Genomic DNA, 23,450 nt, shown 5'->3' with positions numbered 1-23,450 from the left:
CCATGCCACAAGGATGCCATGAAAAACATCAGGACCTTGTCCTGGACAACATCCCGCTGCTCTCGTTCATGAAACGCTGCGGCGAGAATTTCCGCGAGATACTGGGAGGCCGCAAGGATCCCAGACAGGTCATGTTCCCCGGCGGCAATCCTGACGCCGTGGAGAGCATCTACCAGGATACCCCGCAAAGCCGTTATTATAACGGGATCATGGCCAGGAGCCTGAAGGCCCTTGCCGATGCCCTGCCCATGGACCGCGCCCTCTCCATCCTGGAGATCGGCGCCGGCACGGGCGGGACGACCTCGGCCCTGCTGCCCGTCCTGCCCGCAGGACGCACCCGTTATGTCTATACGGACGTCTCCCCCCTGTTCACGGCCCGGGCCCGGGACCGCTTCGCCGCCTTCCCCTTCGTGGAATATGCCACGCTGGACATCAGCCGCGACCCGTTCCTTCAGGGCTTCCATGCCGACGAGTTCGATATCGTCGTCTGCGCCAATGTCCTGCACGCCACTGCCGACCTGACCGCCGCCCTGCGCCACATCAGCGCCGTGCTGGCCGCGGACGGCCTGCTCCTCCTGCGGGAGATCACCCTGCCCCGGCCGGCCATGGGCTTCGAGATATCCTTCGGCTGCCTGCTCGACAAACTGCGTGACGGGGAACTGCGCGGCGACAATCCCTTCCTGACCGCCGAGGGCTGGACACGCATGCTGGACACGGAAGGATTCGACAGGACGGCCTGCTACCCTGCCCCCGCCGACGGCGACCTTGACGAACATGTCATCATCGCCCGCAACGGCAACGGCAGCCGCCAGGCCTTCAGTACCGGGATCGCGCCCGCCCGGACGGACGCACCGGACGGAGACGACACGGGCCATATCCTGCTGGGACGGCGCCTCTCCTCCCCCCTGGCCGTGAGCCAGTATACGGCGGCGGTGAGCGGCACCCTGCAACCCTTCCTGGCCCAGCACCGCGTTTTCGACATCGTGGTCGTTCCGGGCACGGCGCATTTCGACCTGGCCGCCGCCGCGGGCATGGATCATTTCGGTACGGACCGTATCCGGCTCGAGAATGTGGTGCTGCGCGAGGCCCTCATGCTCGACGAAGGCGAACGCACCGTACAGGTCCTTGTCTCTCCCACGGAAAACGGGGCCGATTTCGAGATCTTCAGCCGGGGCGCCGGGCAAGGACAGGGGGAATGGCACCAGCATGTCTCCGGCCAGCTCGCCCCCGCCCACGAGCGCTCTGCCGAAAACGTCGACCTGGACCGCCTGCGTGAAGGTTGCGACGAGGTGGACGTACAGGCCTTTTACGAAAAATTCGATGCCTACGGGGCCGTGCAGTACGGTCCGGCCTTCCGCAGCCTGCGGCGCCTGTGGCGCACCCGGGGCGGAGCTGTGGCCGAAGTGGCCCTGGACAGCGCCGAACGCGGCAAAAAAGGCGGTTTCATCATCCACCCGGCCCTGCTCGACAGTTGCCTGCAAAGCATGGTCGCCGCTCTTGCCGCCACCGAGGATGATCTCACGGGCGACGGTTTCATGCCGTTCAGCGTGGAAAAAGTCATCTTCCACGGGCGTGCGCCTGAAACGGTCTGGTGCCGGGCCGTCATGAAGGAAGGCGACAGCTTCCGGCAGGAGATGTTCTCTGCCAGTTTCACCATCTTCACCCCCGAAGGCGAGCCCGTTTGCGAGATCGTCAACCTTACCATGCGCCGTACCAACAAGGAGACGCTGGAACTGCTCAAGGCCGGGCAGCGGCAGCATACCGACCTGTGCTATGACGTGGTCTGGCGCCAGGCCCTGATGCCGGAAGCCGGGGACGCTGCCGGGCACTGGCTCATCCTGGCCGGTCGCGATACGGATTTTGCCCGTGCCCTCGCCCGTTCGCTGGAACAGCAGGGCGCTACGGCCATGCTCGCGGCCTGCGCCGGTACGGGACATCCTGACGACATGGCTGCCGTCGATCCCAGCGATGCCGACGCCTTCGCCCGCCTGATCCGCGACTGGCGGCAGGGCGGCACGCCCCGGGGCGTCGTGTTCCTCTGGGGCCTGGACTGCTACGAGACCGACTTCCTGGGCAGCGGCGGCGAAGCTCCCTTCAAGAACCATACGGCCCAGGCCTTCCTGCATCTGGCCCAGGCTCTGGCGGCACAGGAGGACGGCCCGTCCGTACGTCTGGCCGCGCTGACCTGCCAGGCACAGGCCGCCCGCGCTTCGGATCAGCCCGTCCCCGCGCAAAGCCTGCTCTGGGGCCTGGAAAAATCCGTGGCCAACGAACTGGGCAACATCGCGCCGGTCATCATCGACATGGACCCCGTGGCCGCTCCCGAGGCCCAGCTTCCCACTCTGTGCGGCCTGCTGACCGCTCGCGGATACAAGGAAGACAAGCTGGCCCTGCGCGGCGGCAGCCTGCTGGCCCCCCGTCTGGTACGCGGCCTGCCTGCCGCCCGCCAGGTGCGCAACGCCCCGCTGGCCCGTCCCGAAACGCAGGCCTACCATCTGGATCTCGGCGGCGCGGGCATCGAGAACATCCGGGTCGCCCCGCTGCAGCGGCGCCTTCCCGGGCCCGGCGAGATCGAGATCGCGGCCGAAGCCTACGGCATGAACTTCCAGAACGTCATGGTAGCCATGGGCGTGGCCGACAAGATCAGGACCCTGGTACTCGACTGCGCGGGCACGGTCTCCGCCGTTGGTGAAGGCGTGACCCGCTTCAGCCCCGGCGACCGTGTCTTCACCACCGTGTACGGCTCCTTCGCTTCCCACGTCTATGCCCGGGAAGCCTTTGCGGCCTCCATACCGGAAGGCATGCCGTTCACCGACGCTGCGGTGATCCCCACCGTCTTCATGACCGCCTGGCAGGCGCTCGTCCATGCGGCACGCCTCCAGCCCGGCGAACGGGTGTTGCTGCACTCGGCCACAGGGGGCGTGGGCCTTGCCGCCATCCAGATCGCCAGGGCACGCGGCGCGGTCATCCTTGCCACGGCGGGCACGGAGCGCAAACGCGCCCTGCTGCGCTCCATGGGTATAGAGCACGTCTTCTCCTCGCGCTCCACGGCCTTCGAATCCCGGGTCCTCAAGGCCACGGGCGGACAGGGCGTACACGTGGTCCTCAACTTCCTTACCGGCGAGCTGGCCGACAGCAGCATGCGCTGCCTGACGGAAGGCGGCCGTTTCATCGAGATCGGCAAGACCGATCTGCGCACGCCCGCACAGGTGGCGGCCATCCGTGACGATATCGAATACCACATCGTCGACCTTGAAAAACTGGGCAAGGAGGACGAGGCGCAGATGCGCGGCATCTTCGCCGCCGTCATGGAAGGTTTTGCCGCCGGGCACTACACCCCCATAGCCCGGCGCGTCTTCACCATGGATGCCGCCAGGGACGCCTTCCGCTACATGCTCGAAGGACGCCATATCGGCAAGGTCGTCGTACGCAACGACTTTGCCCCCAGGCACGAAGGCATCCGCCGGGAGGCGGCCTATCTCGTCACTGGTGGCCTGAGCGACCTGGGCCTGGCGCTGGCCGCCCACCTGGCTGCCCGCGGTGCCGGACAGGTATGGCTGCTGGGACGCCGCCTGCCTGAGGCCGGTTCCGCCGGCGCGGCCGCGGTGGAAAAGATCGCCGCCACAGGATGCGATGTCCGCCTCCTGCAAGTGGACGTGACGGACAGGGCCGCCCTGGCCGAGGCGTTCGGCACGAATCTGCTGCCCTCTCCCATGCCGCTGGCGGGCGTCTTCCATCTGGCCGGCCTGCTGGACGACGCGCCCCTGTCCCGTCTCGACTGGGCCCGCTTCAATACCGTCCTCTCCCCCAAGGTGGACGGCAGCTGGTTCCTGCATGAACTGACACGCGATCTGGCGCTCGACCACTTCGTGGTCTTCTCCTCCATCGCCTCGGTCTTCGGTACGCACGGCCAGGCCAACCACGTGGCCGCCAACACGTTCATGGACGCCCTCGTGGCTGCCCGCCGCGCTGACTTCCTCCCCGGCCTCAGCATCAACTGGGGAGCCTGGGGCGAGCTGGGGACCGTGGTGCGTCTGGGCATCCTCGACCGCATCCGCCAGCAGGGCGTCGAGGGCTTCGATACGGCCACAGGACTTGCCGTCCTCGACAGGCTCATGGCGTCCGGCGAGGGGAGCAAGGTCGTCACCCGCATGGACTGGAACCGGATGCTGCCCATCCTGCAGGCTACTGCCGGCGCCGCCATGTACGAAGAGCTCCGGCACAGCCCCGCCGCCGCTGCCGCCCGCCCGGCCGAGACCGCGGGCAACAGCAGGCTTGCCGCGGAACTGCGCACCCTTCCCATGAGCGGAAGGGAAGAACGGTTGCGCGCCTATCTCAAGAAAGAGATCGCCGGTTTCCTGCGCCTCGAAGAGGATGCCATCCCCGAGGATGTCAACCTGACCAGCCTGGGCATGGATTCGCTCATCAGCCTCGACCTGTTCCAGCGTATCAGCCGGGATCTGAAGATCCGCATCGCGCCGCACGAAGTCTCCGCCACGCCCACGGTGCAGGCCATGGCGGCCAGGTTTGCCCGTGACCTTGGCCCGGCCTCCGGCGAAGAGGAAACGGCACCGGCCGTGCAGTCCGGCACCCCCGCCACGAAGGAGGAAGGCGCCGGCCTTTCGGCCCTGCTCGTCCCCGCGCCGGAAGAGGCTTTCGAGCCCTTCCCGCTCTCGGACATGCAGCAGGCCTACTGGATAGGCCGCGACCAGTCCGGCCTGGCCCTCGGCGGCGTCAGCTGCCACTTCTACTTCGAAGCCCAGGCCCGGGGCCTGGACGCCGACCGCTATGAAGAGGCCTGGAACCGTCTCATCCTCCGCCAGCCCATGCTGCGTACGATCATCCTCGACGGCGAACGCCAGCAGGTGCTGGAGAAAGTCCCGCATTACACCATCCGGCGGCATGACCTGCGCCAGAGCTCTCCGGAGGAAGCCGCGGCCCACTTCGAGCGCATCCGCATGGAGATGTCCCACGAAGTCCTGGACGTGGGCCGCTGGCCCAACTTCCGAGTGGAGGTTTCCCTGCTGCCCGATGATGCCTTGCGCATCCACCTCAGCTTCGACCTCATCCTGAGCGATTTCCACGGCATCAGCCAGATGCTCGCCGAGCTCTCGCTCATCTACAATGGCCAGGAGGACAAGCTCCCTGTGCTGGACATCACCTTCCGGGACTACCGTCTGGCCGAGGAACGCTACCGGGCCACCGGGATCTATGCCAGGGACCGCGACTACTGGCTCGCCCGTCTGGATGACCTGCCCGCCGCGCCGCGGCTGCCGCTGGCCACCAGCCCTGCCGCCATCGACCGCCCCGTCTTCAGCCGCAGGATGACGACCCTCGACAAGGAGACCTGGCAGCGCATCAAGCAGCGCGGCGACGCCCGCGGCCTGGCCCCCACGGCCGTGGCCCTGGCGACCTTCGCCGAAGTCCTGGGGTGCTGGAGCGAAGAAAAGCGCTTCTGCATCAATCTGACCCTGTTCAACCGCCTGCCCCTGCATCGCCAGGTCAATGCCTTGGTCGGCGAATTCACCTCCAACAGCCTTCTGGCGGTGGACCTGACGCAGGGCGGGAGCTTCGAGACCCGGGCTGGACGGCTGTGGAGCCGCCTGTGGGACGACATGGAACACCGTTCCTTCAGCGGCATCCGCGTCCTGCGCGAACTGGGCCGCAGACGCGGCACGGCGGCGGGCATCATGCCCGTGATTTTCACCAGCGCCCTGTCCATGGAATCCTCTTCCGGCACCTTTGCCCTCGGGCAGATGGGGCACGAGGTCTACAGCATCTCCCAGACCCCGCAGGTCTGGCTCGACCATCAGCTGTTCGAAGTGGACGGCGAGCTGCGCATCGTCTTCGACTATGTACGCGATCTCTTCCCTGACGGGATGATCGATGCCATGTTCGAAGCCTACGCCGAGGCCCTGCGCCGCCTCTCCCGTGACGATGCGGCCTGGGACGATGCCGTGCCGGTACGCCTCCCGGCATCGCAGCTTGCCGTACGCGCGGCGGTCAACGACACGGCCCTGGACATGCCCGGCGAGCCCATGTTCGCCCCCTTCCTGCGCATGGCGGGGTCCCGGCCTGATGCCACCGCCGTCATCAGTGCGGACAGGGCCCTCTCTTACGGCGAGACCGAACGCCTGAGCCGCTCCCTGGCCCGGGAACTGGACGCGGCCGGGGTACGGCATGGCGACCGGGTCGCCGTCCTTCTGCCCAGAGGCTGGGAACAGGTCGTGGCCGTCCTGGGCATCCAGCGCGCCGGGGCCGCCTATCTGCCGCTGGACACCGGCCAGCCCGATGCCCGTATCGCCACCATCCTGGCCGATGCCGGCGTGCGTGTCGTCGTGGGCCGTTCGGACGCCGCGCCCCTGCCTGAAGGCATCCGCCTCGTGGCGGCAGACCTGCTGGCCGAAGCGGGCGAGGACGAGCTCCCGCCGCAGGTGGACATCGCCCCCGACGATCTTGCCTACATCATCTATACCTCGGGCTCCACGGGGACGCCCAAGGGGGTCATGATCTCCCACAGGGCGGCCATGAACACCATCCTTGACGTCAACCGGCGCTACGGCGTGGATGCCGAGGACCGCATCCTCGCCCTCGCCCGGCTGTCGTTCGACCTTTCCGTGTACGACATCTTCGGCCTGCTGGCAGCCGGCGGCGCCGTCGTCATCCCGGACGAGGAAGAGAGCCTGCAGCCCCAGGCCTGGGTCCGGCTGCTGCATGAGCACCGGGTCAGCCTGTGGAACTCCGTCCCGGCCCTCGGCCAGCTGCTGGCGGATGCCGCGGCCGAAGGGGAAGGACAGCCCCTGCCCCTCCGCCTGGCCATCTTCAGCGGCGACTGGATCCCGCAGTCCCTGCCGCCGCGCCTGAAGCAGCTCGTCCCGGGCATCCGGGTCATGGCCATGGGCGGCGCCACCGAGGCCTCCATCTGGTCCAACTTCCACGAGACGGGCCCGGACGATGCCCGCTGGGCCTCCGTGCCTTACGGAAGACCGCTGGCCAACCAGGCCTTCGCCGTCCTGGATGACCGTCTCCAGCCGCGTCCCGACTGGGTCGCCGGAGACCTTTACATCAGCGGAGACGGCCTGGCCCTCGGTTACTGGAACGATCCCGAAAAGACGGCCGGGGCATTCCTGCCGGCCGGGGACGGGCATCCCCGTCTCTACCGCACGGGAGACACGGCACGCTACCACGACGACGGCACCCTCGAATTCCTCGGCCGCAAGGACGAGCAGGTGAAGATCCACGGCTACCGCGTGGAACCGGGCGAGATCGAATCCGTGCTCAAAGCCCATCCTGCGGTGAACAATGCGGCCGTCCTGCTCCACAAGGGCGCGGAAGGCGAGCTGTCGCTGGCAGCCTATGTGGAAGCCGATCCCGGACACCGGGGCGAGATCGTGCGGGAAGAACGCGCCGCAAGCCGTCTGGAGGACGGGCTCCCGCTCCGGACGGACGGCCGGGAAGGCCTTGACGAGGAACGCTTCCTGCCTGTCTGGGACAAGATGAAGGAACTCTATGCGGCTGCCGTCACCGCGGCCCTGGAAGAGCTCGGCTTTTTCGGGCACGGCTACCGTGACACGGAGACCTTCCTGCACGACAGCGGCATCAGTCCCCGCTACGGGCGCTGGCTGGCGCGGGCCGTGAAGGCCCTGCACGATCTGGGCCTCGCGGACAGGGACGGGGACGGCGTATGGCAGCGTCGCGGCACGGCTCCCGACAGGGAAGCCTGCCTGGCCTTCTGCGCCGACAGGGCCGGAGAACTGGGCTACAGCCCGCAGGAGATGGCCCTGCTGGCCCGCACCGTGCGCGAGCTCCCCGCCATCCTCAGGGAAGACGTGCACTCGGCGGAATTCTACACGTCCGCGGAAGTGCCCGGCTTCTATCAGAAGATCTTCGGCGCCAGCAACCAGCTGACGGCGGATCTGGTGACCGGGCTGGCGGCGGCTTCCGGAAACGGTTTCCGCATCCTCGAAGTCGGCGGCGGCTACGGCACCGTGACGCGCTTCGTCCTGCCCGGCCTGCCGGACAACGGCGTGACCTATGACTTCACGGATATCTCCCCCTTCTTCCTGAACAGGGCCCGCGAGGAGTTCACCGGTTATCCCTTCGTCAACTACCGTCTGCTGGACCTTGATGAGGATCCCCGCCTCATGGGCTTCGAGCCGCATGGCTATGACCTCATCCTTGCGGGCAATGTCCTGCATGACGCGGCAGACATCAGGCGGAGCCTGAAGTACCTGGCGGGCCTGCTCAAGCCGTCCGGGATCCTGCTCATGCAGGAGGAGACCGTCTTCCAGCTGCCCTTCGACCTGAGCATGGGGCTCCAGCAGGGCTTCGACAGCGCCCGGGACGAGGAATTCCGTCCCGAGCAGCCGTTGCTGACCCGGGAACTGTGGACGAAGGCGCTGACGGAGGCGGGCCTTTCCCGGCCGTCCTTCCTGATGCCCCCCGCTTCCCTGGAAAGCCGTCTGGGGCTGGAGGTCATCCTCAGCGAAGGCCCGTCGTCCGTGGCACGCTTCACGCCCCGTCCCCTGGAAGACCATCTGCGCGGGCACCTGCCTGCCTGGATGATCCCCGTCTCGTGGACGCTGCTGGACAGGATGCCCCTGACCCGCAACGGCAAGGTGGACAGGAAACGCCTGTCAGGCGGTGCCGTACGGCAGCGCCCCCGTACGGGCGTCACCGCCCGGACCAGGACGGAACAGGCCGTGGCCGCCATCTGGAAAAACGTCCTCAGGGTGGACGACGTGGGCGTGACGGACAGCTTCTTCCTGAGCGGTGGGGACTCCCTCTCCGCTTTCCAGCTGCTCCGGCAGCTGGAGCGGGAGTTCGGTTGCCGTCTGACCCTGCGTGACCTGCTGCAGGCCCCCACCGTGGCCGCACAGGCCGCCCTCGTGGACCACAGGGCCCCGGGTGCCTCTGCCGGCGAACTGGTCTGCCTGCATGACGCTGACGGCCCCGCGACCGTGTGCATGATGCATCCCGTGGAAGGCCTCGTGAACGCCTATGCCCCGCTGGCCGCCAAGCTCGGAGAGGTCTCCTTCCATGCCCTCCAGAGCGCCGGTCTTGATGGTGGTCCCCTGCGTACCGCCTTCCCGGACATGGTCACCGCGGCCCTGGAGGCCGTGGAGGGGCTCCCGCGGCCCCTGCTGCTGGGCGGATGGTCCATGGGGGCCTTCCTGGCCTGGGAAACGGCCCGCCGTCTGCTGGCCGGCGGCCAGGGAGAACACCTGCTGCCGCTGGTCCTGCTCGATCCGCCTTCAAAGCCCGCCTGGGACAGCCTCTATGACAGCCGCGCCCATGATCCTGCCGCCCTGCTCGGGCTGGTGGCCCCCGCGCCCCAAAAGGCCCTTGCGGCCCTGGGCATGAGCGAAGGGGACCTGGCCGCACTGGACGCCCCCGCACGGGCCCGCGTCCTGGCCGAGGCCCTGCGCAGCAGCGGACAGCTTGCCGTGGAAAAGGACGACCTGGAAATGGCCGGACGGGTCATGGAGATCATCGACGCCAACCTCAGGGCCCTGCGCTCCTATGCGCCGCAGCCCCTGGAAGGCCTGCCCGTGCTCTACGTCCGCAGCAACAGCATGGAAGAGGACGACGCCCGCACGGCCTACTGGCGCGGACTGGCGGGATCGGGCTTCGAGGAGCTGGCCGTGGATGCCGACCACTGGAACCTGCTCCATGATCCCGGCAGCGTGGATGCCATCGCCGCCAGACTGGCCCGTCTACTGAAAAAACACGCCTAACCGGTCTGCCCGTGCCGGGGACGACCCGGCACGGGCAGCATGACGACAAGGAGGAACCATGGATACTGGCAAATGGCTCGCGGGGCCGCAGGAGATTTCCGGGAACGCCGGCGCCTCTCCCGCCCGGCCGAAGATGTTCTGTTTTCCCCATGCGGGAGGCGGCGCCTCTTTTTACCGCAACTGGGAAAGGAACCTCCGGGGCCTGGCCGATGTCCGGGCCGTACAGCTGCCCGGTCGCGAGGAACGCTTCCGCGAACCGCGCTATTACAGCATCCACCGCCTGGCCGATGCGTTGTTCGAAGCCGAGGAAGGCCGCGGCTGGTTCGACGGCGCCTGCATCCTTTTCGGCCACAGCATGGGGGCCAAAATCGCCTTCGAGGTGGCGCGCCGCCTTGTCCTCCAGGGCCGTCCGCCCGCTCTGCTGCTGGTCTCAGGGAGCCGCCCCGTCCACATGCCGCCCCGCAAACTGCTCAGCGACCTTCCCGACGAGGCTTTCGACGCGGAATTGCGGCAGCTGGCAGGGACCCCGGAAGAGATCCTGCGCGAGCCGGATCTCATGCGCATGTTCCGGCCGCTGCTGCGGGCGGATTTCGCCATGGACGAAAGCTATGTCTGCGATGCCTGCCTGGATGTGCCCCTGTGCGTCTTTTCCGGGGACGCCGATGACGAAGTCTGCCGGCAGGACCTCGAGGCCTGGCGGGAACAGACCCGCGGGGCGTTCGCCGCGCACATCCTGCCGGGCGACCACTTTTTCCTCAAAAAGGACGAGGACACCTTCCTGATGCTCCTGCGTGAGGAACTCGGCCGCATGCTGGAGCAGACCCGATGAAGGAGTCCCGCGCCCTGACCCGCGCCCGCACGTTCGTCGGCTTTCTGGAGACCTGGCGCTACGGCGTCCTTCTGCTGGTGGCCGTGCTCACGTTCGGGTCCCTTTTCCTGATGCGTGACCTCCGCTTCGACAACTCCGATGAATCCTTCTTCACGGACGACGATCCCGCCGTCGTGGCCATCGAACGCTTCCGGGAGCTCTTCGGCAATGAAGACTTCGTCTATGTGGCCGTCAGGAACGGCGGGGACATCTTCGACCGTGACACGCTGCGACTCCTGGATTCCCTGGCGCTGGCCCTGGAAAAGGACGTGCCCCACATCAGGGAGGTCAAGTGGCTGGGGTCGGCGGAATACATCCGCGCTCACGGGGACGAGGTCATGGTGGGTCCCGGCCTCGAAGAGATCCCTGATGATCCCGAGGCCATCAGGGCATTCAAAAAAGAAGCTCTGGCCCTGGACGACTTCGTGAACGTCCTGATCTCGCCCGACGCCACCATCGCCACCATAGTGCTCGAATGCGAACGCTATCCCGACGGGGCCGACGACCCGCGCAAAGACATCGCCCCGGCAGTGTACCGCGTCTTGCAACGGCCGGAATTCGCCTCTCTGGAAACCCATCTGGCCGGGCCGCCCGTCCAGGACTACGAAAGCGACAAGATCACCCGCAAGGAGACCGTCAAGCTGACCCTGGTCTGCCTGATGCTCCAGGCCCTGCTGCTGTTCCGCATGGGCAACGGCATCCGGGCCGTCATCGCTCCCGTGGCCGTGATCTGCATCAGCATCATCCTGACCATGGGCATCATCAGCCTGGCGGGCTGGACCGTTTCCATGATGGACATCATGCTGCCCACCATGCTCTTTTCCGTCTGCATCGGGGACACGGTGCACATCATCGCCGGGTACCACCTGCACCGCAGTCGGGGGACCGTCCATCATGAAGCCATGGTCGAGACCATGCGGGAGGTCTTCATCCCCTGCCTGTTCACGTCGCTGACGACCATGATGGGCTTCCTCTCCTTCCTCACCACGGACATCATCCCCATACGCATGGCCGGCATCTACTCCGCCATCGGCGTGGCCATCGCCTTCGTCCTGGCCATCACGCTGACGCCCATCGCCTACATGATCCGCCCGGAACAGGAGGCGACCATCCGGCGGGGCGTCCATGACCGTCTGCTCTGCCGCCTCGATGCGGCCCTGCAAGGACTGGCCCGCTGGTCCATCGATCATGCGCGTCTCGTGATCGTCTTTTTCCTCGTGACGTCCCTGGCCGGGGCCTGCCTGTACCAGCGGGTCGTGGTGGAAACGAACACGGTCAAGGACATCAGCACCTCGGAAAAACTGCGCCGAGACTCCGACTTTTTCGATACCTTCATGGGTGGCTCCATGTCCCTGGAGATCATGGTGGACAGCGGCAAGGCCAACGGCGCCCGCGAGCTCCGTTTCCTGCAGGACATGGAGCGCCTGCAGCGCCACGCCGAAAGCCTGCCCGGCACCGTCAAGACCCACAGCATCGTGGACATCATCAAGCGCATCAATGAAGTCCTGCACGGGGATGACGGGGCCTTCCACCGCCTGCCGGATTCCCAGGAACTGGCCGGCCAGTACCTGTTCTTCTACGAAACGTCGGGCGGGAAGAACCTGGACAGGGAGCTGAGCCTGCTCAGCGATGTGGCGCGCATCCATATCCAGACACGGAATATGGGCACCCAGGAAGTACGGGCCTTCATGCAGGAGATGGATACCTTCGTCCGCGACCGGCTGGGCGGACGGCTGCGCGTGGAATACACGGGCCAGATGGCCTGGCTGACCGCCGTGGCCGATTATGTGGGTTCCGGCCAGGCCGCCAGCCTTGCCAGCGCCGTCATCACCATCGGCCTCATGATGATCCTGTGCCTGCGCTCCGTGGTGCTGGGCTGCATCAGCATGCTGCCCAACATCGTGCCCATCCTCATGCCCATGGGCCTCATGGGGCTTGCCGGTATCGACCTGAGCCTTGTCCTGATGATCTTCTCCTCGGTCATCATCGGCGTATGCGTGGACGACACCACCCACTTCTACGTCACCTTCCAGCGCATGTTCGCCCGCAAGGGGACCTATCGTGAAAGCCTGCTGGCGACCGTGCGCACGGTAGGACAGCCCGTCACCTTCACGACCATATCCCTCATGCTGGGATTCCTGGTCTTCACGCTTTCTGCCGTCAGGACCACGGGGCAATTCGGCATCCTTGGGGCGGCGGCCTTTTTCTGGGGCTGCCTCGCCGACCTCACCCTTTCCCCGGCCCTGCTCTCCTTCCTCAAGCCCCTGGGCAAGGAACACGAGCCGCAGGTCCGAGCCTGAACATCACCATCATCCCGAAAGGAGAACTCCATGACCATCGCATCGCACAGACTCTTTGCCCTTTTCTTCTGCACGCTGCTCCTTGCCGGCAGCGCCCAGGCCGCTCCCGCGATCACAGACCCCGTCAAGGCGGGCTACGATCTGGCCGTCCGGATGGACCAGGTCGACACGAGCCAGGACTCCTACAGCGAAGCCGTCATGAGCATCAACCGCGGCGGCAAGGTGCTGACGCGCTCTTTCAAGACCTATTCCAAGCATTTCGGCAAGGACGGCAAAGACGAATACAGTCTGATCGTGTTCGACAGGCCCGCCGACGTCAACGGCACCAAATATCTCGTCTGGAGTTACCGCGGCCTGGAGCAGGATGACGACATGTGGGTCTACCTGCCGGCCGAGAGCCTTGTCCGCCGCATCAGCGGTTCCAGCAAGTTCGCCTCATTCATGCGCAGTGACCTCTCCAATGAAGACATCCAGAACCTCGACGACGTGGACGAGTACGACTACCTGCTGCAAGGCGAGGAGAACGTGGACGGCATCGACTGCTATATCCTGGAGCGCACCCCCAAAAAGGGGAAAGAGACCCAGTATTCCCGCCAGGTGCAGTGGGTGCGCAAGGATACCCTGCTGCGTTTGCGGGCGGACTACTATGACAAGAAAGACCGTCTGGTGAAAAAACTCTTCTTCTCCCGCCAGGAAAAGATCGACGGGATCTGGACCGTGACGCAGATGCGCGTCGAACGCCCCAGGGAAGGCTCCTTCACCGTCATCGACTGGTCCAACCTGCGCTATGACGTCGGCCTGAGCGACGCCTATTTCGAGCACAGCGCCCTGCAGCGCTAGCTCCGTCCTTCCGGGAGGGGCCTCCACGGCCCTTCCCGGATCCCCGCCCCGGCAGACCTTCTCCACAACCTTTCCCGTCGGATCGCCCACCATGCCCTTTGCCAGTTTTCCCCGCCCCGCAGCCGAAGGCATGCGCCTGTGCCGCTCTGTCCGCTTCCGTACCGCGGCCATGCTGCTGGCTGCCGCCCTGCTGCTCTTCCCCTCCCTTTCCCGAGCGGACGGGGACAGGCCCCTCATGCCGGACTGGCTGAAACTGTCCGGCAATCTGCAAACGACCTACCGTCAGTCGCCCTACAAGGCGACCCCCCTGTCCGCGGCCCAGCGCTTCCGGCTCGAAGCCAATATCAACCAGGACTCCTGGATACGGGGCTACGTCAGCGGCCATGTGGATGCCGACCTTTCCGTGCCCGGGCGCCGGGACTCCGAGGAACACATCGTGACGCCCGAACTGGGCGAGGCCTATGTGACCCTGGACTCCCGGTATCTGGACCTCATCATCGGCATGCAGCAGATACGCTGGGGAGAAGCCGACAGCCTGAGCACCTTCGACATCATCAATCCCGTGGACTTCCGCAACCCCATCGCCACAGCCCGCAGCAGCCAAAGGCTTTCGGTGGGGGCCGTCGACCTGCGGGCCAACCTCGACGGCGCGGGCCTGCTCGACCTTGTGCTCATCCCCTTCCCCCGTTTCAGCCGCTTGCCCGAATACGGATCGCCCTGGGAAGACAGCTCGCTGCGGACCCTGCGCCAGTACGCCCGTGCGGGTTTCGTCCGCCGCCAGCGTGAGGACGGCCCTTTCGAGCCGGAAGCGGCAGCGCGGCTCAAATTTTTCCGCCCGGGCTATGACGTGGCTTTCCTTTTTTACCGGGGCTACGAGCACAAGCCTCTCTACACGGCCAGTCTGGACAGGCAGCGCATGCAGGCCCTGGTGAAGGAGATCTACGAGCCCTATACGGCGTTCGGCATCAATACCGCCGTATCCCTGTGGGTCTCCACCTTCCGGGGCGAATTCACCATCAAGGCGGGCTATCCCTTCCAGTCCGACGAGATCACGGTGGAGCGCCGCACGGACTACGAGGCCATCCTCGGATGGGACAGGAATTTTCTGACAAACCTGAACGTCAACCTCCAGGCCTTCTTTTTCAGCCACGACGGCGATGCCGTGCCCGGCAAGGTCAGGGACCGCTACGGCATCAGCTGGTCCGTCTCCGACAAATTCCTGGACGAGAGCCTGACGGCCGGCATACGCGGGGAGCTTTTCGCCAGCAACGGGGATTACTGCGTGGAGATCTTTTCCGAATACGAATACAGCGACGATCTGCACTTCCTGGCCGGCTACATGCTTTTTGGCGGCGACCGCCGCAACGACCTTGGCCAGTATGACAGGAACGACCATCTCTATCTCGGCGTCCGGTACTCGTTCTGAGCCCCAAACGGATGCCGATCCACGGAGCTGCCATGAAAATAGAAGCGTGCCTCACGGACGATATCGCCAGAACGCTCCTCATCCCCTTGTGGTGCTGCGCCACCCCCTGCCGGGCCAACCCGCAGGCCGCCTACGACCCCGTCGCCGTGGACGTTCTGAAACAACTGGACTTCGATTTCTCGGAGATCAGGAGATCCTTCAAGGAATACGGCCAGGTCTGCTGCCTGGCCCGCGAGATGAACATCGATCGCACCGTCCGGGATTTCCTTGCCCGCCACCCCGAAGGAACCATCATCAACCTGGGCTGCGGCCTCAGTACCGCCGTCTACCGCAAGCCCCCTGCCGAGGCTGTCTGGTATGATGTGGACCTGCCGGAAGTCATCCGGGCCCGGCAGGCGCTCCTGCCGCCTGCCAAAGGGCACAGGCTCCTGGCACGGGACATTTTCGATCCCCTCTGGCCGGATGCCGTGGAGGCCCCGGGGCAACGGGGCGTCCTCCTTCTGGCAGCCGGAGTGTTCCACTATCAGCCCACGGACCTGATGGGGGCGCTGTTGCCCTTCCTCAGCGGGCGTTTTCCCGGGGGGACGCTTTTTTTCGATGCGGTGTCCTCCCTCGGCATGCGCATCAGCAACCGCTATGTGGCCCGCTCCGGCAACAGGTATGCGCCCATGACGTTCTGCATCGACAAGGTCCCGGCCCTGGCCTCCCTGTCCCCCCGTTTCGCCGCCGTGAGCGAAACTCCTTTCTTCCACGGCCTGCCGTTGAGCGGCCTGACGCTGTCTACGCGTGTGAACATCGCCATCGTGCAGCTCTTCGGCATGCTCAAATATGTCACCATCCGCTTCCGGGAGTTCCTCTGATGACCACAGGTGTCCTCTGTTCCGGCCGCAAACGTGTGTACCGCTCGGCCGCCATCCATCTCTGGCGGTTCAGCCTGGCCCATGCGGAGAACGGCATTTCCTGGGCGCGCCCCCTTCTTTCCCCCGAGGAGCTGGAACGCGGGGCCCGTTTCTGCAGGCCCCGCGACGGCAGCCGCTTCCTTCTCTGCCGGGCCTGCGCAAAGACCATCCTTGCCGCCCACAGGCCGGACGTCCGGGCTTGCGACATCGTTTTCTCCTACGGTCCGTGGGGAAAACCCTGCTGGCGCGACCTTCCCTTCAGCATCTCCCACAGCGGTACGGAGGCCCTGCTGGCCGTCTGTGAGGGCTGCCCCATCGGCTGTGACATCCAGTGGACGGGGAGCGCTGTGGATGCACACGGTATCGCGGACTTTTTCCATCCCCGGGAACGCCTGGCCCTCGATGCGCTGCCCCCGGACGATTATGCCCGCGGCTTCTATCGCATGTGGGTCAGAAAGGAAGCGGTGATGAAAGCATGCGGCAAGGGGCTGGGTACCGGTCTGGACAGGGTGCTCGTCTCCGCTGAGAGCGGAGGGCACCATGCCAGCATCCAGGAAGCCCTTCCGGACGAAGGCGAACACTGGTGGGCCCCCTGTGCCATCGGCCGGGATGGTTATGCCGTGGCTCTGGCCATCCCGGAGAACGAAGCCCCCCGCCCCATCATCCGGCATCGTCTGGAGATCCCCTTTCGCTGAAAGCCCCAGGAAACGAGCTGCCCGCCCAGGAAGGGGAAAGGGCCCAAAAAATGAAAGATGGCTGCCCGGCAAGACCGGACAGCCATCGTGGACATCTGAAGGACGATTGGGGGCTAGATGGCCCGTTCGTTTTCCAAAAAGACCCAGTGCAGCAGGCGCTTGTGCACGCGCAGACGGTTTTCCGACTGCAACAGCAGCAGCGATGCCGGGCTGGCAAGGATGTCGCTGGCGACCTCGATGGCCTGCATGGGGCTGGTGCCCAGCAGGACGCGGGCCTTCTGGTCGGCATGGGACAGCAGGGCATCATCCACCTTCCACTGCTGCGCCAGCTCGTCATCCAGTCCCGAACGGCAACCGGCATAGACGAAGTTGCAGCCTTCCACGGCCTGCTGGGGCGTATCCACAAAGTCCACCTTCACGCCGCAATGACGGGCATAGGTCTCCAGCGTGGGACGGTCCTCCAGCGGCGGCAGGGCCACCTGCAGGCTGAAGGGGAAGTAGCGCAGGGCCTCGATGAGGGAGAACAGGGTGCCGTTGGTGCAACCGAGCCAGCCTACGCGGGCCTTCTTGAGATCGTCTCGGGTATAGCGCAGCATGCAGGCCACGTCGGCCAGCACATGGGCCGGATGGGCATCAGGGCTGCCGGCATTGATGATGGGGAACTGCACCAGATCCCTGTCCACCGAGGTGGCCAGACCGGGGATGCCGTAGACATACATGCAGTCCACAAAATAGTCGATGACGGCCAGCATCTGGCGCTGGTAACGCTCCACCTCGGACTTCCAGCCGCCCGTAGCGCCCTGGAAGACGAGGGACCCGCCCATCTGCCGCACAGCCGCCGAAACGCACAGCCGCTCGGCGAACGAATCCTGCGCGAACAGCAGCACAGCCGTGCGTTCCGTCATGAAGTCGGTACGGCTCTTCGCATCAGGGATCCCGCGTGCCTGTTGGACCAGCAGCCAGGAACCTTCTTCACCAAGATCGTTGAGAGTCAAAACGTGTCGGGGCATAAACAACCTCCCAAATCAGACGGCAGCGAGATCCGCCACCGGACTCCAGAATAGCAAACAGCCCGTATCCATGTCCAGAATTTGCAGGCTATCCACGACTTGTGAAAACGGCATGACATTTGCCGCCGGATGATTTTGCGGCTATACTGCGTCCTGCCTTGACGGCCACCCTGCCCGGCCCATCTTTCGGAGGTCACATGAAAGCCTGTTTTTTTGATCTGGACGGAACCCTGCTGGACACTCTTGCCGACATCGGCGGCGCCTGCAATGCCGTCCTTGCCGCCCACGGCTACCCTGTCCATCCTGTCAGCGCCTACCGGCAGATGGTCGGCAACGGCTTCCCCATCCTCATGCGCCGGGCCCTGCCCGAATCGGTGGTGGCCCAGGGACCGCAGGAACGTCTGGATGCCCTGACCGAAGAAGGGCGCCGCTATTATGCCGCCCACCTCAGCATCCGCACCACGCCCTATCCCGGCCTTGTCGCGGCCCTTGGCCGCCTGCAGGATGCCGGGCTCCGGCTGGCCGTGCTCTCCAACAAGCCGGAAGACCTTACCTGTGCGCTGGTCCCGCTGCATTTTCCCGGCATCCGTTTCGACGCGGTGCGCGGCGGCCGTCATGACGCGCCCCTCAAGCCCGACCCCACGGTCCTTCTGCAGATGGCTGCCTCCATGGGCGTGGCCCCGCAGGACTGCGCCTATGTGGGCGACAGCGACGTGGACATGATGACGGCACGCAATGCGGGCATGACGGCCGTAGGCGTGGCCTGGGGCTTCCGCGGCGCGGCCGAGGTACAGGCCGCCGGAGCGGACATGGTGGCCGCCGATGCCGAAGAACTTGTAGATATCCTTTTGAAAGCCTGAGGTGTTATGGAACGTCCCATCATCGAGATCGACGAAGAAAAATGTGACGGCTGCGGCCAGTGCGTGCTGGACTGCGCCGAAGGGGCCCTGGCCGTGGTGGACGGCAAGGCCCGCCTGATCCGCGACAGCTACTGCGACGGCCTGGGTGCCTGCCTGAACTGCCCCCGCGGCGCCCTGCGCATCGTCATGCGCGAGGCCGAAGCCTTTGACGAAGCAGCGGCCCTGGCCGCCAAGGCCGCCCGCGATGGCCAGGCCCGTCCGCAGGGCTGCCCCGGCAGCCGGCTCCGCACCTTCGCGGCCCCCGGCGACGCCCCCGCTGCCGCTCCCTCCCTGACGCCCCTCTTTTCCGCCGCTGACGACGACATCCCCGACAGCCTGCGTGCCCGCACCCCCAGCTGGCCCATCCAGCTGCGCCTGCTGCCGCCCCAGGCCCCCTTCCTGAGCGGGGCCCACGTCCTGCTGGCCGCCCAGTGCGCCGGCTTCGTCCTGCCCGGCCTGCATGCGGACTGGCTGCAGGGCCGTATCCCCGTCATCGCCTGCCCCAAGCTGGACAACAACGGCGACTATGCCGAACGTCTGGCCCGCCTGTTCGCCATGCGGCCCGCCAGCGTCACCCTGCTGCGCATGAGCGTCCCCTGCTGCGCCGCGCTGGAACATCTGGCCCGCCAGGCGCAGGAAGCCGCCGGCAGCCACGCCGCCCTGCATTGCCACACCGTCCGCCTGCCCCGGTAAATCCTTACAAAAAATCCCGGAATAGCCTTGACAAAAACATAGCTGACTACTATGTTTTATTCCGGAACACATCTTGACCAACGAGGAAACCATGCCCATCCAGATTCCCGCCGACCTGCCTGCACGCAGCGCTCTGGAAAGTGAAAATATCTTTGTCATGACCGACGAACGCGCCATCCGCCAGGACATCCGTCCGCTGGATATCGTGATCGTCAACCTCATGCCCACCAAGATCGCCACCGAGACACAGCTGCTGCGCCTGCTGGGCAACTCGCCCCTGCAGGTCAACATCACCCTGCTGCGCACGGCGGAGCATCAGTCCAAGAACACGCCCCTGCAGCATCTGGAGCGTTTCTACAAGACCTTCAACGAGATCCGCCACCGCAGCTTCGACGGCATGATCGTCACCGGGGCGCCCGTGGAACATCTGCCTTTCGAACAGGTGGACTACTGGCAGGAACTGCTGGACATCATGACCTATGCCAACGGGCATGTCTTCTCCACGCTTTACATCTGCTGGGCCGCCCAGGCCGCCCTGTACCACTTTTACGGTGTGCCCAAGTACGAATTGCCTGAAAAGCGTTCGGGCATCTTCCGCCACCAGGTGCTGCACCCTGACTGCCGTCTGTTCCGCGGCTTCGACGATGACTTCCCGGCGCCGCATTCGCGCCACACCGAGGTCCGCGCCGAAGACGTGCGCCGGACGCCCAACCTGCGCATCCTGGCCGAATCCGACGAGGCGGGCCTGACCCTGGTGGAGAGCCTGGACCACTCCCAGGTCTTCATGACCGGTCATCTGGAATACGACCGCGGGACCCTGGATGCGGAATACCGCCGGGATCTGGCCCGCGGCATGAATCCCCATGTGCCCAGTCACTATTACCCCAATGACGATCCCAGCCAGCTGCCGCGCATGAACTGGCGGGCCCATGCCCATCTGTTCTACAACAACTGGCTCAACTACTACGTTTATCAGGAAACCCCCTACGACTTCGTCATGCAGGGCCAAAACTCCTGAGCGAGGCTGCCATGAAGTTTTCCACCCGAACCCGCTACGGTCTCCGTTTCCTGCTGCGTCTGGCGGCCCAGCCCGACAATTCCCTGCTCCAGCTGGGGCAGGTGGCCCAGGAGGAGTCCATCTCCCCCGGCTACCTGGAACAGATCGTGCGCGCCCTCAAGCCGCTGGGCATCCTGCGTGCCGTACGCGGTTCCGGCGGGGGCTACGCCCTGTCCAAACCGCCGTCAGAAATCAATATGGAGGACGTCTTCCTGCATCTGGAAGGCGAGATATCCCCCGTTTCCTGCCTCGGACGCGGCAAAGTCTGCCAGCGCGAGGGGCTTTGCTCCACCAGGGCCTTCTGGCACCAGCTGGACGAACACGTCCGCGACTTCCTGCGCCACCAGACCCTGCAAAACATCATCGAATCAGAAAGATCCTGTTGCCAGGATCCGGGAGAACATCATGTGGAACTACACTAACGCCGTCCATGAACATTTTCTCCGTCCTCATAACGCCGGCCCCATGGAAGACGCCAACGCCATCGGCGAAGTGGGCAGCCTGGCCTGTGGCGACGCCCTCAAGCTCTATCTGAAGATCAACGATGAAGGCATCATCGAAAAGGCCAGCTTCGAGACCTTCGGCTGTGCCAGCGCCATCGCTTCCAGCTCCGTGCTGACCGACATGGTCAAGGGCATGAAGGCCGAAGACGCCCTCAAGCTCACCAACAAGGAGATCGCCGAGGCCCTGGGCGGCCTGCCCAAGGAAAAGATGCACTGCTCCGTCATGGGCCAGGAAGCTCTGGAAGCCGCCATCCGCCAGTGGAAGGGCGAGACGCCCGTGCCCCATGCCCATGAGGAAGGCCGTCTGGTCTGCAAGTGCTTCGGCATCACCGATGCCCAGATCATCCGCGCCATCCGCGAGAACGGCCTCAAGACCGTGGAAGAGATCACCAACTACACCAAGGCCGGCGGCGCCTGCGGTGACTGCCAGGACCAGATCGCCGAAATCCTGGCCGCCGAGCTCAAGCAGAAGCCCCTTACCGAACTGCGCCCGGTCAGCAAGCCCCGCATGACCAACGTGCAGCGCATGCAGCTGGTCATGAAGACCATCGAAGAAGAGATCCGTCCCCAGCTGGCCGCCGACGGCGGCGACATCGAGCTGGTGGACGTGGACGGCAAGCGAGTGGTCGTGTCCCTGCGCGGCCGCTGCGCCCAGTGCCGCTCCAGCGAAGTGACCATCCGCAACCTGGTGGAACGTGTCCTGCGTGAACATGTGGAAGCCGACATCGTCGTCGAGGAAGCCTAGCCATGAAGACCATCTATCTCGATAACAACGCGACCACTGCCGTGGCTCCCGAAGTCCGGGAAGCCATGCTCCCCTACCTCACGGACCTGTACGGCAACCCGTCCAGCATGCATACCTTCGGCGGCCAGGTGGGCCGCGCCGTGGAGGAAGCCCGCGAACGCATGGCCGCCCTGCTGGGCGCCCATCCCGACGAGATCATCTTCACGTCCTGCGGCTCCGAAAGCGACAACGCCGCCATCTGGTCCGCCCTGCAGACCCAGCCCGAAAAGCGCCACCTCATCACCACCCGCGTGGAGCATCCCGCCATCCTCAACGTGGCCCAGTACTGGGAACGCCAGGGCTACCGCGTGACCCTGCTCGGCGTGGACAACAAGGGCCGTCTGGATCTGGACGAATACGCCGCCGCCCTGTCCGACGACACGGCGCTGGTCTCCATCATGTACGCCAACAACGAAGTGGGCAACGTCTTCCCCATCAGCCGCATGGCGGAGATGGCCGCCGAAAAGGGTGTGCTCTTCCATACCGACGCCGTGCAGGCCGTGGGCAAGGAAGCCATCGACCTCGGCAAGCAGCCCATCTCCATGCTCTCCCTGTCCGGCCATAAGCTGCACGCGCCCAAGGGCATCGGTGTGCTCTATGTGCGCAAGGGCGTGCGCTTCCGTCCCTTCCTGCGCGGCGGGCACCAGGAACGCGGCCGCCGTGCAGGTACCGAGAACGTGCCCTACATCGTCGGCCTGGGCATGGCCGCCCAGCTGGCCGGGCAGCACATGCAGGAAGAACGCACCCAGGTGGCCCGTCTGCGCGACAAGCTGGAGCAGGGCCTGCTGGCCGCCATCCCTGACTGCATGGTCAACGGCGATCCCGAGAACCGCCTGCCCAACACCACCAACATCGCTTTCAAGAACGTGGAAGGCGAAGCCATCCTGCTGATGCTGGACCAGCTGGGCATCTGCGCCAGCTCCGGTTCCGCCTGCACCTCCGGCAGCCTGGAACCCTCCCATGTGCTGCGTGCCATGGGCGTGCCCTTCACCTACGCCCACGGCTCCGTCCGCCTCTCCCTTTCCCGCTATACCACGGAAGAAGAGGTCGACTTCGTGGTCGAGAACATGCCCCAGGTCATCAAGACCCTGCGCGCCATCTCGCCCTTCAAGAACTAACGAAGGACAGGCGGGGAGGGAGGGAACTTTTCCTTGCGGAAAAAAGTTCCCTCCCTCCCCTGCACCCCTCCCTCCTTCAAAAACCGCTCATACTTTTAGACGAAAGTCCTCCCGGCCACAGGCCAGGAGGGCTTTCGTCTAAAAGGCGCATGATGCTCCACCGCTGCCTGTGATACCCGCAGGCATTTTTTCTTTCAAAAAGCCACGCGCTTCCGGCCGGACACGGCAAACATCACGCATCCATTTTGACGGCAGATCGTCACCGTGCCTTCATGCACACGGCAACGAACAGCGCCATAACGGTTTCGGATACCGGGTATCCCCGGCCAGTGCATCACAGGGGGGGCGACTGGCCATCTTGCCACGCATCCTTCTGATCCGGGGCCATGGCATGAGTGCAGGCTGCCATCATGTTCCCGCCCTTCCCTTCAGTGCCCGGCGAGCGCCCAAAACAAAAAAGCCTGCACAAGGCAGGCTTCCGAAATACGGGCTGCGACGCCAGCCGGCACCGCACAACGACGGGGACCGGCATGCAGACCTGAGAAAAGTTTTTTCGGGGTTGGATGGGGGCCTGGGGGAAGGAAGGGGCAGTTTTTACAAAAAACGCCCCTTCCTTCCCCC

Annotated in this window: 14 protein-coding genes; 13 read left to right on the top strand and 1 reads right to left on the bottom strand. The window is 65.3% G+C overall.

What is annotated here, in order from left to right:
• The first annotated feature begins 2 nt into the window (after positions 1–2).
• From DESPIG_RS01040 to DESPIG_RS12655, 7 genes are all read left to right on the top strand, one after another.
• Positions 3–9,737 carry a non-ribosomal peptide synthetase gene (locus DESPIG_RS01040; RefSeq protein ID WP_169304804.1) on the top strand — a complete coding sequence of 3,245 codons (9,735 nt, stop codon included), beginning with the start codon at positions 3–5 and terminating at the stop codon, positions 9,735–9,737.
• Positions 9,738–9,795: 58 nt separating this feature from the next.
• Entirely contained in the window at positions 9,796–10,566 is a 771-nt protein-coding gene (locus tag DESPIG_RS01035; protein WP_006003916.1) for a thioesterase II family protein, read from the top strand.
• Positions 10,563–12,905 (top strand): efflux RND transporter permease subunit, encoded by a 2,343-nt coding sequence (locus tag DESPIG_RS01030; RefSeq protein ID WP_006003915.1) that lies wholly within the window; start codon positions 10,563–10,565, stop codon positions 12,903–12,905. Before DESPIG_RS01035 ends, DESPIG_RS01030 begins: the two co-directional genes overlap by 4 nt.
• Before the next feature lie 30 nt (positions 12,906–12,935).
• Complete coding sequence (locus tag DESPIG_RS01025; RefSeq protein WP_006003914.1) at positions 12,936–13,745, top strand: outer membrane lipoprotein-sorting protein; 810 nt, start codon at positions 12,936–12,938, stop codon at positions 13,743–13,745.
• A gap of 91 nt (positions 13,746–13,836) precedes the next feature.
• Positions 13,837–15,171: a DUF1302 family protein gene (locus tag DESPIG_RS01020; RefSeq protein WP_040368930.1), complete on the top strand. Its 1,335-nt coding sequence runs from the start codon at positions 13,837–13,839 to the stop codon at positions 15,169–15,171.
• 32 nt (positions 15,172–15,203) lie between these two features.
• Positions 15,204–16,031: a class I SAM-dependent methyltransferase gene (locus DESPIG_RS01015; RefSeq protein WP_040368929.1), complete on the top strand. Its 828-nt coding sequence runs from the start codon at positions 15,204–15,206 to the stop codon at positions 16,029–16,031.
• Positions 16,031–16,765: a 4'-phosphopantetheinyl transferase family protein gene (locus tag DESPIG_RS12655; protein ID WP_006003911.1), complete on the top strand. Its 735-nt coding sequence runs from the start codon at positions 16,031–16,033 to the stop codon at positions 16,763–16,765. The genes DESPIG_RS01015 and DESPIG_RS12655 overlap by 1 nt, the downstream gene beginning before the upstream one ends.
• A gap of 113 nt (positions 16,766–16,878) precedes the next feature.
• On the opposite strand, the gene DESPIG_RS01005 is transcribed toward DESPIG_RS12655, so the two are convergent.
• Complete coding sequence (locus tag DESPIG_RS01005; RefSeq protein WP_006003910.1) at positions 16,879–17,775, bottom strand: Rossmann-fold NAD(P)-binding domain-containing protein; 897 nt, start codon at positions 17,773–17,775, stop codon at positions 16,879–16,881.
• Between the two features lie 197 nt (positions 17,776–17,972).
• Between DESPIG_RS01005 and DESPIG_RS01000 the strand changes: the two genes are divergently transcribed.
• From DESPIG_RS01000 to nifS, 6 genes are all read left to right on the top strand, one after another.
• Complete coding sequence (locus DESPIG_RS01000; RefSeq protein WP_006003908.1) at positions 17,973–18,635, top strand: HAD family hydrolase; 663 nt, start codon at positions 17,973–17,975, stop codon at positions 18,633–18,635.
• 6 nt (positions 18,636–18,641) lie between these two features.
• On the top strand, positions 18,642–19,367 hold the full coding sequence (locus DESPIG_RS00995) for an ATP-binding protein (RefSeq protein ID WP_006003907.1): 726 nt from the start codon (positions 18,642–18,644) through the stop codon (positions 19,365–19,367).
• 91 nt (positions 19,368–19,458) lie between these two features.
• Positions 19,459–20,385: a homoserine O-acetyltransferase MetA gene (gene metA / locus DESPIG_RS00990; RefSeq protein ID WP_006003906.1), complete on the top strand. Its 927-nt coding sequence runs from the start codon at positions 19,459–19,461 to the stop codon at positions 20,383–20,385.
• 11 nt (positions 20,386–20,396) lie between these two features.
• Positions 20,397–20,846 carry an RrF2 family transcriptional regulator gene (locus DESPIG_RS00985; RefSeq protein ID WP_006003905.1) on the top strand — a complete coding sequence of 150 codons (450 nt, stop codon included), beginning with the start codon at positions 20,397–20,399 and terminating at the stop codon, positions 20,844–20,846.
• Positions 20,830–21,672, top strand: coding sequence for a Fe-S cluster assembly protein NifU (nifU, locus tag DESPIG_RS00980; protein WP_040368928.1), 843 nt, complete (start codon positions 20,830–20,832; stop codon positions 21,670–21,672). The genes DESPIG_RS00985 and nifU overlap by 17 nt, the downstream gene beginning before the upstream one ends.
• Positions 21,673–21,674: 2 nt before the next feature.
• The gene (gene nifS, locus DESPIG_RS00975) at positions 21,675–22,829 is read left to right on the top strand and encodes a cysteine desulfurase NifS (protein WP_006003903.1); all 1,155 of its coding nucleotides are present in this window, start codon (positions 21,675–21,677) and stop codon (positions 22,827–22,829) included.
• Positions 22,830–23,450: the final 621 nt, after the last annotated feature.

Source organism: Desulfovibrio piger ATCC 29098 (assembly GCF_000156375.1).
Classification (GTDB): domain Bacteria; phylum Desulfobacterota; class Desulfovibrionia; order Desulfovibrionales; family Desulfovibrionaceae; genus Desulfovibrio; species Desulfovibrio piger.
Note: the sequence above shows the minus strand (reverse complement) of the source record. Positions and strands in the feature narration are given on the sequence as shown.

Coding starts and splice junctions, on each gene's coding strand:
- DESPIG_RS01005 (WP_006003910.1), bottom strand. CDS start 17,775: ATGCCCCGACACGTTTTGACTCTCAACGATCTTGGTGAAGAAGGTTCC.
- DESPIG_RS00995 (WP_006003907.1), top strand. CDS start 18,642: ATGGAACGTCCCATCATCGAGATCGACGAAGAAAAATGTGACGGCTGC.
- DESPIG_RS01020 (WP_040368930.1), top strand. CDS start 13,837: ATGCCCTTTGCCAGTTTTCCCCGCCCCGCAGCCGAAGGCATGCGCCTG.
- DESPIG_RS01025 (WP_006003914.1), top strand. CDS start 12,936: ATGACCATCGCATCGCACAGACTCTTTGCCCTTTTCTTCTGCACGCTG.
- DESPIG_RS01030 (WP_006003915.1), top strand. CDS start 10,563: ATGAAGGAGTCCCGCGCCCTGACCCGCGCCCGCACGTTCGTCGGCTTT.
- DESPIG_RS01040 (WP_169304804.1), top strand. CDS start 3: ATGCCACAAGGATGCCATGAAAAACATCAGGACCTTGTCCTGGACAAC.
- DESPIG_RS01035 (WP_006003916.1), top strand. CDS start 9,796: ATGGATACTGGCAAATGGCTCGCGGGGCCGCAGGAGATTTCCGGGAAC.
- nifU (WP_040368928.1), top strand. CDS start 20,830: ATGTGGAACTACACTAACGCCGTCCATGAACATTTTCTCCGTCCTCAT.
- metA (WP_006003906.1), top strand. CDS start 19,459: ATGCCCATCCAGATTCCCGCCGACCTGCCTGCACGCAGCGCTCTGGAA.
- nifS (WP_006003903.1), top strand. CDS start 21,675: ATGAAGACCATCTATCTCGATAACAACGCGACCACTGCCGTGGCTCCC.
- DESPIG_RS01000 (WP_006003908.1), top strand. CDS start 17,973: ATGAAAGCCTGTTTTTTTGATCTGGACGGAACCCTGCTGGACACTCTT.
- DESPIG_RS00985 (WP_006003905.1), top strand. CDS start 20,397: ATGAAGTTTTCCACCCGAACCCGCTACGGTCTCCGTTTCCTGCTGCGT.
- DESPIG_RS01015 (WP_040368929.1), top strand. CDS start 15,204: ATGAAAATAGAAGCGTGCCTCACGGACGATATCGCCAGAACGCTCCTC.
- DESPIG_RS12655 (WP_006003911.1), top strand. CDS start 16,031: ATGACCACAGGTGTCCTCTGTTCCGGCCGCAAACGTGTGTACCGCTCG.